Source organism: Rugamonas sp. FW305-51 (assembly GCF_058786935.1).
Genome location: NZ_JBYSZG010000038.1, coordinates 1 through 11,005, shown reverse-complemented (window position 1 = coordinate 11,005; position 11,005 = coordinate 1). Strand labels below are relative to the sequence as shown.

At 66.3% G+C, this 11,005-nt stretch carries 9 protein-coding genes; 5 read left to right on the top strand and 4 right to left on the bottom strand.

All coding sequences use genetic code 11. The annotated features are described in order from the left end of the window. Window positions 1-37: 37 nt before the first annotated feature. A complete protein-coding gene (locus AC3WOS_RS21615) occupies window positions 38-2,203 on the bottom strand; it encodes a cyanophycin synthetase (protein ID WP_492718425.1) in 2,166 nt (721 codons plus the stop codon). Between the two features lie 405 nt (window positions 2,204-2,608). On the opposite strand from AC3WOS_RS21615, the gene AC3WOS_RS21610 reads away from it, so the two are divergent. Next, window positions 2,609-4,879: a cyanophycin metabolism-associated ABC transporter gene (locus tag AC3WOS_RS21610; RefSeq protein WP_492718423.1), complete on the top strand. Its 2,271-nt coding sequence runs from the start codon at window positions 2,609-2,611 to the stop codon at window positions 4,877-4,879. A 9-nt stretch (window positions 4,880-4,888) separates the two neighbouring features. After that, window positions 4,889-5,359: a cyanophycin metabolism-associated DUF1854 family protein gene (locus tag AC3WOS_RS21605; RefSeq protein ID WP_492718421.1), complete on the top strand. Its 471-nt coding sequence runs from the start codon at window positions 4,889-4,891 to the stop codon at window positions 5,357-5,359. A 110-nt stretch (window positions 5,360-5,469) separates the two neighbouring features. Here AC3WOS_RS21605 and AC3WOS_RS21600 read toward each other — a convergent pair whose 3' ends face one another. After that, a complete protein-coding gene (locus AC3WOS_RS21600) occupies window positions 5,470-6,351 on the bottom strand; it encodes a LysR family transcriptional regulator (RefSeq protein ID WP_492718420.1) in 882 nt (293 codons plus the stop codon). A gap of 104 nt (window positions 6,352-6,455) precedes the next feature. On the opposite strand from AC3WOS_RS21600, the gene AC3WOS_RS21595 reads away from it, so the two are divergent. Continuing rightward, the gene (locus tag AC3WOS_RS21595) at window positions 6,456-7,079 is read left to right on the top strand and encodes a glutathione S-transferase family protein (protein WP_492718418.1); all 624 of its coding nucleotides are present in this window, start codon (window positions 6,456-6,458) and stop codon (window positions 7,077-7,079) included. A gap of 34 nt (window positions 7,080-7,113) precedes the next feature. After that, window positions 7,114-7,764, top strand: coding sequence for a LysE family translocator (locus AC3WOS_RS21590; RefSeq protein WP_492718416.1), 651 nt, complete (start codon window positions 7,114-7,116; stop codon window positions 7,762-7,764). A gap of 9 nt (window positions 7,765-7,773) precedes the next feature. Here the strand turns inward: AC3WOS_RS21590 and AC3WOS_RS21585 are convergent, their stop codons facing one another. Further along, entirely contained in the window at window positions 7,774-8,139 is a 366-nt protein-coding gene (locus AC3WOS_RS21585) for a VOC family protein (protein WP_492718414.1), read from the bottom strand. Window positions 8,140-8,281: 142 nt separating this feature from the next. Beyond that, the gene (locus AC3WOS_RS21580; RefSeq protein WP_492718412.1) at window positions 8,282-10,015 is read right to left on the bottom strand and encodes a SulP family inorganic anion transporter; all 1,734 of its coding nucleotides are present in this window, start codon (window positions 10,013-10,015) and stop codon (window positions 8,282-8,284) included. A gap of 226 nt (window positions 10,016-10,241) precedes the next feature. Here AC3WOS_RS21580 and AC3WOS_RS21575 point away from each other — a divergent pair. Continuing rightward, a partial coding sequence (locus AC3WOS_RS21575) for a hypothetical protein (RefSeq protein WP_492718410.1) occupies window positions 10,242-11,005 on the top strand: 764 nt, incomplete at its 3' end.

Below are 11,005 nucleotides of genomic sequence, written 5' to 3'. Positions count from 1 at the left end.
CCGCCGGCCGGTCGCTTTTATTATTCTCGCCTGCCTGTCAGTGGTGCTGCTGCTTTGCGTGTGCGTCGTAGGTGCGCAGGCCGGCGCCGATCAGCTCCGGCGTCAGGTCCAGCGCCCAGGCGGCGGCGATGGCGGCCAGCACGGCTTCCGGCGGCACCAGCGGCGACAGCGGCAAGGTGGCCGTTTCGGCCATGCCGGTCGCCAGCACGATGCGGTCGGCGCGCTGGAACACGGCGCGCTTGCCCTGCGCGCGGTGCGCGGCCAGGGCCGGCAGCTGCTCGTCCACGCCGTAGAACATCACTTCGCCGTCGCACAGCTCGGCCATCTCCACCACTTGCGCGTCGGCTGCGTTCAGCACGGCCACGCCGTCCGGCAGGATCACGTCGACCTGGGTGCGCAGCACGCCGAACAGGCGCTCCGGGCTGTCGATGTAGAACTCGCCCAGCGCTTCGCGGCTGGCGGAGCTCATCACGACGCCCACGGCGCACTTGTCGTAGGCCAGGCCTTCGGTCAGGATCATGCGGGCGCTGCTTTCGAACACGGCCGCGTCGACATTCTTGTTGAGCAGCAGGCGCTCGCCCGTTTCCCAGTCGCTGAAACCATCCTTGGGCAGCAGGCGGCCGTTGACGAACAGGCCATCCTGGCAGGTCAGGCCCACCTTCTGGCCGCCGATCTGCAGCAGCCACGCGATCAGGCGCGCGGCCATGGTGCTGCCGTGGCCACCGGCGATGCCGACGATGGGCATGCGCCCCGTCTCGCCAATGCCGAACAGGTGGTCGACGATGGCCGCGCCCACGTTGCGCGGCTGGCCGCTGGCCGGCTTCAGGTGGGCCAGCAGGCCGGGGCTGGCGTTCACTTCGATGATGGCGCCGCCCTGCTCTTCCAGCGGACGGCCGATGTCGGCCGCCACCAGGTCGATGCCGGCGATGTCCAGGCCCACCACGCGGGCGGCCAGGGTGGCCATGGCCGCGACGGACGGGTGCACCTGGTCGGTGACGTCGAAGGCGACGTTGCCGTTGGTCTGGATCAGCACCTGCTGGCCGTCAACCGGCACGGAGCGCGCCGTCATGCCCTGGCGTTCCAGTTCCAGGATGATCTCGGCGCCCACTTCGGGATTGATCTGGTTGAGCGGCGCGTCTTCCGTCGTGCCGCGGCGCGGGTCGGTGTTGATCTGGCTGTCCACCAGGTCGATGATGTTGGATTTGCCGTCACCTGTCACCCACAGCGCCTCGCCGGCGGCGGCCGCGATCAGGCGCTTGCCCACCACCAGCAGGCGGTGTTCGTTGCCGGCGATGAAGCGCTCCACGATCACGCTCTTGCTGCCGCCCTTGCGCGCGGCCAGGTGGTAAGCCTTTTCCACGTCGGACTGGGTCATCAGGTTAAGCGATACGCCCCGTCCGTGGTTGCCGTCGTACGGCTTGACGACGACGGGCAGGCCGATGTCCTGGGCCGCTTCCCACGCCGCTTCGGCGCTGGTCACCAGCTCGCCCTCGGGCACGGGCACGCCGCACGAAGCCAGCAGGGTCTTGGTCAAGTCCTTGTCGCTGGCGATGCCTTCGGCGATGGCGCTGGTCCGCTCCGTCTCGGCGGTCCAGATGCGGCGCTGGCGGGCGCCATGGCCCAGCTGCACCAGGTTGCCGTCGGTCAGGCGGATGAAGGGGATCTTGCGTTCGGTGGCCGCATCGACGATGTTGCCCGTGCTGGGGCCCAGGCACAGCGAATCGACCATGTCGGTCAGCGTGGCCACGGTGGCGGCCAGGTCATAGGGACGGTCTTCGATGCAGGCCATCAGCAGGTCGCGGCCGGCGGCCAGCGCGGCGCGGCCCACCTGTTCCTGGCGGGTGCGGAAGGCCATCTTGTAGATGCCGCTGCCTTCGGCCACTTGCCGGGTCTTGCCGAAACCGGTCTTCATGCCGGCCAGGTTTTGCAGTTCCAGCACCACATGTTCGAGGATGTGGCCGGCATACGTGCCTTCGCGCAGGCGCTCCAGGAAGCCGCCCCGCTCGCCCACGCCGCAGCGGTGTTCTAGCAGGTTGGGCAACAGGGCGGTCAGGCGTTCATACAAACCAGGAAGCGCATTCGAGGGGGAATCTTCCAGCGCGCCGATATCCAGCCACGCCTCGATCACTGGGCGGTAGGTCCAGATATTTGGTCCGCGCAAATGCGTTACACGGAGAACTTCAATGTCTTTCTTCTTGGTCATGTTTCAATTCTTGTATCTTTGTTATCAGCCGTGGCCAGCCCGCGCCGTATTGTAATCCCTACGTCGTTACGCACCGCATTTTCCAGTCCAAAGCTGCTGCTGCCGGGTCAAGCTTGCCGCCAGAAAAATCCATACCGCGCAGGCATCGAATTTTCTTGAGGGCACTTTTGCTCGTCTGCTGCGCGCGCTCTTGCGGTATACTCGCCGCTCAAGCATGCCGCCCATTCGCCTTGATTTCCGTCAAATGGTCACCCACTGACAGAATACCGTAAATAACTGCATCCAACAGCCGCATCCCGGCCCGCTGAGGCGTTTATTTCCAAGGCTGGCCGCGCGATCCGCTATTTTCCCTTTAGTTCACAGTTTTTGCCGCATGGCAAGGACCGACCCGGAGTACGCTGCACAATGACAAGCACACAACTTTCTTCGCCCACCAGCCAGCCCGACGTGCCCGAATGGTGGCGCTCCGAGGTACAGGCGCAACTTTCCTCAGGGGAGAACGTTTCAAGTGCCTTGGAGGTTGACCTGGATCATCAACTTCATTTCTCCAAGGGATTGGTACTTGTCACGGCGGAACGTATCGTGGCCCGTGCGCCCGGCGCCAAGGCCTGGCAACAGTGGCCGTTCCGGCCCGGCATGGCCTTGCGCCACCACGACCACGCAGGCGTGGGCCACCTGGAACTGGTGGACGCATCGGGCCGGCTGGCCGCCTGGCGTTTCACGCTGGGCCAGAACCTGCACGCGATCCGCCTGGTGGAACAGTTCGCCGTCCTGCTGCAAAGCAAGGTGACGGGTCAGCCCGTGGTGCGCGACGAGCAGCACGTGTGCCCCAGCTGCAAGGCACCGCTGGAGCCGGACCAGGAGGAATGTCCGATCTGCACCAAGGTGGTCTACACGCCGCCGTCCACCTGGACCCTGTTCCGGCTGTGGCGCTTCACCAAGCCTTACCAGGGCCAATTGGCGCTGGGCTTCATGCTCATGCTGCTGAGCACGGGCGCGCACATGATCCCGCCCTACCTGACCATGCCGTTGATGGACAACGTGCTGATCCCTTACCAGAACGGCAAGCCGGTCGACCCCATGCTGGTGACCATGTATATGAGCGGCCTGGTGGGCGCGGCCGTGGTGGCGTGGGCGCTGGGCTGGGGCAAGACCTATGTGCTGGCCCTGGTGTCCGAACGCATCGGCGCCGACCTGCGCACGGCCACCTATGAACACTTGCTCAAACTGTCGCTCGAATACTTCGGCGGCAAGCGCACCGGCGACCTGATGTCGCGCATCGGCAGCGAGAGCGACCGCATCTGCGTGTTCCTGTCGCTGCACCTGCTGGACTTCGCCTCCGACGTGCTGATGATCATCATGACAGGCGTGATCCTGTGCTCGATCGACCCGTGGCTGGCCGCCATCACGCTGCTGCCGCTGCCCTTCATCGCCTGGCTGATCCACGTGGTGCGCGACAAGCTGCGCACCGGTTTCGAGAAGATCGACCGGGTGTGGGGCGAAGTGACCAACGTGCTGGCCGACACCATCCCCGGCATCCGCGTGGTGAAGGCGTTCGCCCAGGAGGCGCGCGAAGCGGCGCGCTTCCGCACCGCCAACAAGCACAACCTGGCCGTCAACGACAAGTTGAACAAGATCTGGTCGCTGTTCTCGCCCACCGTGTCGTTCCTGACGGAGCTGGGGCTGCTGGTGATCTGGGTGTTCGGCATCTGGCAGGTGGCCAAGGGCCACATCACGGTCGGCGTGCTGTCGGCCTTCATCGCCTACAGCAGCCGCTTCTATGGCCGGCTCGATTCCATGAGCCGCATCGTGTCCGTGACCCAGAAATCGGCTTCGGCGGCCAAGCGCATCTTTGACATCCTGGACCACGTATCGTCCGTGCCCGAGCCCACCAATCCAGTCAAGCTGGCCAAGGTGGAAGGCAACATCACGCTGCGCGAAGTGGGCTTCCGCTACGGTAACCGGGCCGTCAACCGCGGCATCAACCTCGACATCAAGGCTGGCGAGATGATAGGCCTGGTGGGCCACTCCGGTTCCGGCAAGAGCACGCTGGTCAACCTGATCTGCCGCTTCTACGACGTGTCCGAAGGCGCCATCATGCTCGACGGCGTGGACATCCGCGCCTTCCCCGTGTCCGACTACCGGCGCAACATCGGCCTGGTGCTGCAGGAGCCGTTCCTGTTCTTCGGCACCATCGCCGAGAACATCGCCTACGGCAAGCCGGACGCCACGCGCGAGCAGATCATCGCCGCCGCCCGCGCCGCCCACGCCCACGAATTCATCCTGCGCCTGCCGCAGGGCTACGACTCGATGGTGGGCGAACGGGGCCAGGGCCTGTCGGGCGGCGAGCGCCAGCGCATCTCGATCGCGCGCGCGCTGCTGATCGACCCGCGCATCCTGATCCTGGACGAAGCGACATCCTCGGTCGACTCCGAGACGGAAAAGGAAATCCAGAAGGCGCTCGACAACCTGACCCACGGCCGCACCACCATCGCCATCGCGCACCGCCTGTCCACGCTGCAGAAGGCCGACCGGCTGGTGGTGCTGGACCGCGGCGTGGTGGTGGAAGAAGGCGCGCACGACGAGCTGATGGCGCGCGAAGGCGCCTACTTCCGTCTGTACCAGGCCCAGGCCCGCAACGTGGACGTCGATCCCGACGACAGCAGCTCCGATTAAGAACAGATCATGACCACTACCCGCTTTGAATTAGTCCGCAATCCCTTTGGCCGCCTGGTGCTCACCACCGAGGACGGCCAGGTGTACGAAAACGTGGCGCCGGCGCGCGCCTTCCCCGTGCAGGCGCCGCAGGAGGGCATCGCCCTGGTCTGCAGCGACGGCAAGGAGGTGGCCTGGATCGACCGCCTGGACGACCTGCCGCCGGCCATCGCCGCGCTGGTGCGCGAAGAACTGGGAGGACGCGAGTTCATGCCCGAGATCTCGCGCATCATCAGCGTGACCAGCTACGCCACGCCGTGCACGTGGAAGGTCCACACCGACCGCGGCGACACCGAATTCGTGCTGCGCGGCGAAGAAGACATACGCCGCATCGGTCCTGATACCCTTTTGGTATCAGACATCCACGGCATCCACTTCCTGATCCGCGAAACGCACGAGCTCGACAAGCACAGCAAGAAGATCCTCGACCGCTTCCTGTAACAAGGCTACGGGTCAGTTCCGGCATTCGAAAATGGGGACGTACCCCTTTTTCTGTCTTTCTCTGAAAATGGGGTACGTCCCCATTTTCTTTCCCCATTTTTTACGCTGCCCTATTTGCCAAAGCGCTCCAGCACGAACTCGATGAAGCTGGTCTGCTTGGGCGTGGCCTGGCGGTCGCGCGGGTAGACCAGGTGCATGGGCCGCGCCGGCGGCACGTGCTCCTGCAACAGCCGCACCAGCTGGCCGCTGCGCAATTCCTCCTGCAGCACGATCTCGGCCTGCATCACGATACCCAGCCCGGCCAGTGCGGCCCGCTTCAATGCCTGCCCATTATTCGAGCGGAAGCGGCTTGGCGACGGCGCGCATTGCTGGTCGCTGCCGTCCAGGCGCCAGCGCACCAGGCGCTTCCAGTGCAGGAAATCGAGACACTGGTGCTGCGCCAGCTCGGCCGCCGTGCGCGGCCAGCCGTGCCGCGCGAGGTAGGACGGCGCGGCACAGATCACCATCCCATAGGCCCGCAACGGCCGCGCCACCAGCGACGAATCGTCCAGCGCGCCGATGCGGATGGCCGCGTCGAAGCCTTCGTCGATGATGTTGACCACGCGCGGCCCCAGGTCCAGGTCGACCGACACTTCCGGATGGCGCGCCAGGTAGTCGGCCAGCGCCGGCGCCAGGCACTCGCTGCCAAACGCCACCGGCGCGCTGACCTTGAGCGTGCCGCGCGCGCCGCTGCGCATGGCTTCCGCGCCCGTTTCGGCCTGCCGCACCAGGCCCAGGATCTGCCGGCATTGCTGGTGGTAGCGGGCGCCGATTTCCGTCAATGCCTGGCGGCGCGTGGTGCGGGTGAGCAGGCGCGCGCCCAGCTGCTGCTCCAGGCTGGCGATGTGCTTGCCCACCATGACGGTCGACATCTCGAACTGGCGCGCCGCCGCCGTGAAGCTGCCCGCCTCCACCGCCCCCACAAACACTTCCATGCTGCGCAACTTGTCCATGCGGATTATGAATTGCTAGTTAATAGTATTGAAAATTATAGGTTATTTATCTGGCGACCATTCGCTGCCATACTGGCTACCATCCGAACCTGAGGAGTATGCCGATGCTGACCGTCCTGGGACATGCCGTCTCGATCAACGTGCGCAAGGTGCTGTGGACTTGCGCCGAGCTGGAACTGCCGTACACGCTGGCGTCGTGGGGCGGCGCCGGCCAGTCCACCTCCGCCCCGTCCTTTCTCGCGCTTAACCCCAATGCCACCGTGCCGGTGCTGGCCGACGACGACCTGGTGCTGTGGGAATCGAACACGATCTGCCGCTACCTGGCCACACGCTACGGCAACGGCGCCCTGCTGCCGGCAGCGCCGGCGCCGCGCGCCCGGGTGGAGCAGTGGATGGACTGGCAGGCCACGGACCTGAACAACGCCTGGCGCTACGCCTTCATGCACCGGGTGCGGCGCCATCCCGCGTTTGGCGACGCGGCGGCGGCCGAGGCCAGCGTGCAGGCCTGGAACGGCTGCATGGCCATCCTCGACGGCCAGCTGGAACGCACGGGCGCCTACGTGGCGGGCGCGGAATTCACGCTGGCCGATGTGGTGCTCGGCCTGTCCGTCAACCGCTGGCTGCTGTCACCCATCGCCCGTCCGCCGCTGGCGGCCGTGACGGCCTATTACGAACGGCTGCAACAGCGGCCTGGCTTTGTTGCGCATGGCGCCAACGGCCTGCCCTGATGCACTTCTTCATTTTCCCGACGATCGCCCAAGCATGATGAACCTGTCCACCTGGCTGCTGTTCCTGACCATCTCCCTGCTCACCACCTTCTCGCCCGGTCCCGGCGTGCTGCTGGCCATCGCCAACTGCGCCACGCTGGGGCCGCGCAAGGCGCTGTGCAGTTCACTGGGTAATGCGCTGGGTATCCTGGTCGTCGCCACGCTGTCGGTGACGGTGGTGGGGCTGCTGTTCAAGACCTCGAACGCGGCTTTCATGGGGTTGCAGCTTGCGGGCGGCGGCTACCTGATCCTGCTGGGCTGGCGCCAGTGCCGCAACCGCACGTTCGGCGCCACCGATACCGTGCAAGCGACGGGCGCAGCTGCCGGGGAACGCGACCGGGGCAGCTGGCAAACGCTGGGCCAAGGACTGCTGGTGGCGCTCACCAATCCGAAAAGCCTGATGTTCTTCATCGCGCTGTTCCCCCGCTTCATGGACGGCGACGGCAGCGGCGGCGCGCGCTTCCTGCTGCTCACGGCCACCTTTGCCGTGTGCGCCATGCTGTCGCACCTGACCTACATCGTGCTGGCCCGGCCCGTGCTGCGCTTCATGGCCGGCGGCCGCCGCGCGCGCCTGTTCAACGGCGCCACCGGTTTGCTGCTGATTGCGCTCGGCCTGTCGATGTTCACGCTGCACCAGCCGGCGTAACCGGCGCCGTCACTCCAGCGCAAACACGCGCAGGCGGTGGCCGTCGCGGTCCAGCGCGACGAAGGTGTAGCCGAAGTCCAGCTGCACCGGGCGCTGGGCGATGGTCACGCCGCGCTCCACCCAGTCGGCATAGATGTCGTTGACGGCGCTGCGGTCGGCCTGGCCGAACGCCAGTTCCGCGCCGCCGCCGGCCGCCATGGCCACCGGCTGCACCGTGTGGCGCGCCCACAGGCCCAGCTTCAGGCCCGATTTGAGCACGAACAGGGCAAAGGTGGGTGACGATTCCACCGGCGCCACGCCCAGCAGGTCGGTGTAGAACGAGGCGCTGGTCGGCGGGTTGTCCACGTACAGCAGGATGTAATTTGGGTCGATCATGATGCTCTCCGCATAAGTTCAATTGTGCCGCGGGTTTGTGACGCCGCGAAACATTATGCTAAGGGCAAGCGCTGACAGTTTCTGTCAGTAGTGTTTGAAAAGCTGGCGGAACGGGGGACACCGGCGCGCCCCCGTCGCCCCCTCATTCGTGCTTGTTGGCGAAGAAATGCTTGCTGACGTTGACCAGTTTTTCCGCCTGTAAGGTCACCGCCGAGCGCTTGCGCCCGCCGTGGGCGATTTCGTCCTTGCAGCGCTCCAGGGCCGCGCCGAATTCCTGCTGGTAGTCGGACGGCCCCAGCACGTTGAACATATCGGCCTTCTCCAGCTTGGCCTTGACGCGCTCGTTGGCCTCGCACAGCAGCACGCGCACGCCGCGCGCCTGCATCTTGCGCACCACCTCTTCCAGCGTCTGGATGCCCGTGATATCCATGAACGGCACATGGCGCAGGCGGATGATGAGGATGTGCGGCTCCGTATGGGTCTGGATCAGGGCTTGCTCGAAATTTTCCACCGCGCCGAAGAACACGGGGCCTTCGATGCCGTACACCAGCACGCCAGGCGGCAGCGCCGGCAAGCCGTGTTCGGCCAGCTCCTGGGCCAGCTGCTTTTCCGTCTGCGGATGCACTTCCACCGACGTCGACATGCGGCGCAGGAAGTGCATGGTGGCCAGGATCACGCCGATGTTGACGGCCACCACCAGGTCGGCGAACACGGTCAGCAGGAAGGTGATGAGCAGGATTACCACGTCGGCCCGGGGCGCGCGCCGCACCATGCGAGCAAAGTGTTTCACCTCGCTCATGTTGTAGGCCACCACGAACAGGATGGCGGCCAGCGCGGCCAGCGGCACGCTGGCCGCCAGCGGCGCCAGCGCCAGGATGATCAGCACCAGCGTGGCGGAATGGACGATGCCGGCCAGCGGGCTGGTGCCGCCGTTGCGGATGCTGGTGGCCGTGCGGGCGATGGCGCCGGTGGCGGCAAAGCCGCCGAACAGGGGCGCGGCGATGTTGGCCAGGCCCTGGCCGATCAGCTCCTGGTTGGAATCGTGGCGGGTACCGGCCATGCCATCGGCCACCACGGCCGACAGCAGCGACTCGATGGCGCCCAGCATGGCGATGGTGAAGGCGGGGCTGATCAGTTCAACGATGCGGGCCATGCTCACGGTCGGCAGCTTGAAGCTGGGCAGCTGCTGCGGAATGCCGCCGAAGGCGCTGCCGATGGTGGCCACGCCGTCGAAGCGGAAAATCACATAGACCAGGGTGGTGACCACCATCGCCACCAGCGGCCCCGGCACGTGGCGCAGGCCGGGGATGCGGGGCGAGAGCAGCACCAGCAGCAGGCTCAATACGGCCAGTCCCGTGGTGGCCAGGTGCAGCTGGGGCAGGATCTGGATCAGGTTCCACAGCTTTTCGTGGAAGTGGCTGGCGTCGACCGGATGGAGGCCGAAGAAGTACTTCCACTGCCCGACCCAGATGATGACGCCGATGCCGGCCGTGAAGCCGACGATGACGGGCGCCGGGATGAAGCGGATCACGGCGCCCATGCCGGCAAAGCCCATGGTGACGAGCATCAGGCCCGCCATCAGGGTGGCCACCTGCAGGCCGTCGATGCCGTAGCGGGCCGTCACCCCGGCCAGGATGGCGATGAAGGCGCCGGTGGGGCCGGCGATCTGGGCCCGCGTGCCGCCGCAGGCCGACACCAGCGCCCCGGCCACGATGGCCGTGTACAGGCCCTGTTCCGGCCGCGCGCCGGAGGCGATGGCAAAGGCCATGGCCAGCGGCAGCGCCACCACGCCGACGATCACGCCGGCAATCACGTTGCGCAGCAACTGGCTGCGTACAAACATTCCGGCGCGGTGCGCCGCGACGATACTGATCATGAATATCCTTACCTGGCATGGCTGGAAGCGGTGCGCGGCCCGGCGCGGCGGCAGACACGCCGCCCCGGACCACGATCTGTTGCCATCCATGATACGACAGCGGCGCCGGAAACGGGGCCCGCGGGACTGGCCAATATCATGGCCGCGCACGGTAGGCGCGCACCGTACAGCAATTGCCCCACATTCTGCTAGCATGAAGTAAGGAAGACGGCCTGAAGGAGCGACCATGATAAATCGATTGATCCTGTGCTGGCTGCTGGCCGGTGCCCCCCTGCCAGGCGGCGCGGCGACGTACGTCAGCGTGAATTTCAACGTAGCGGCCTATCCCGATCTGGTGCCCGTGCCGGGCTACCCGGTGTATTACGCGCCCCATTTGCGGTCGAATTACTTCTTTTACGACGGCCTCTATTGGCTGCTGATCGGCGACAGCTGGTACGTCAGCTCGTGGTACAACGGCCCCTGGTCCTATGTGGGGCCGGACGCCGTGCCGCTGTTCCTGCTGCGCATCCCCGTGCGCTACTACCTCGATCCACCCATCTACTTCAGCGACTGGCGGCGCGATGCCCCGCCGCTGTGGGGCCGCTACTGGGGACCGGACTGGGAACGCCGCCATGAGGGCTGGGAGCGCTGGAACCGGCGCGCCGTCCCCGCCCCGGCGCCGCTGCCCACTTACCAGCGCCAGTATGCCGGCCCCCGCTACCCGCGGCCGGCCCAGCAGCAGGCGCTGCAAAGCCAGAATTACCGCTACCGGCCCCATGACGCGGTGGTACAACAGCACGTCCAACCACGGCTGACAGTGCAGGAAACGCGGCCGCCGCAGGCGCGACCCGCGCCGGAAGCACGGCCGGAGCGGGAACACCAGCACGCGGGGCCGGGCCGGCCGGAACATCAGCAATTGGCGCAGCCCGTGCCGCAACCCGCGCCGCACTATGCTCCGCCGGGACACGCACCACAGTCGTTGCCGCCCCCGCCGCCCAGCCGCCTGGAAAC

Excerpts from the sequence above, each read along its gene's own strand:
- AC3WOS_RS21615 (WP_492718425.1), bottom strand. The coding sequence starts at position 2,203 with ATGACCAAGAAGAAAGACATTGAAGTTCTCCGTGTAACGCATTTGCGC.
- AC3WOS_RS21610 (WP_492718423.1), top strand. The coding sequence starts at position 2,609 with ATGACAAGCACACAACTTTCTTCGCCCACCAGCCAGCCCGACGTGCCC.
- AC3WOS_RS21605 (WP_492718421.1), top strand. The coding sequence starts at position 4,889 with ATGACCACTACCCGCTTTGAATTAGTCCGCAATCCCTTTGGCCGCCTG.
- AC3WOS_RS21600 (WP_492718420.1), bottom strand. The coding sequence starts at position 6,351 with ATGGACAAGTTGCGCAGCATGGAAGTGTTTGTGGGGGCGGTGGAGGCG.
- AC3WOS_RS21595 (WP_492718418.1), top strand. The coding sequence starts at position 6,456 with ATGCTGACCGTCCTGGGACATGCCGTCTCGATCAACGTGCGCAAGGTG.
- AC3WOS_RS21590 (WP_492718416.1), top strand. The coding sequence starts at position 7,114 with ATGATGAACCTGTCCACCTGGCTGCTGTTCCTGACCATCTCCCTGCTC.
- AC3WOS_RS21585 (WP_492718414.1), bottom strand. The coding sequence starts at position 8,139 with ATGATCGACCCAAATTACATCCTGCTGTACGTGGACAACCCGCCGACC.
- AC3WOS_RS21580 (WP_492718412.1), bottom strand. The coding sequence starts at position 10,015 with ATGATCAGTATCGTCGCGGCGCACCGCGCCGGAATGTTTGTACGCAGC.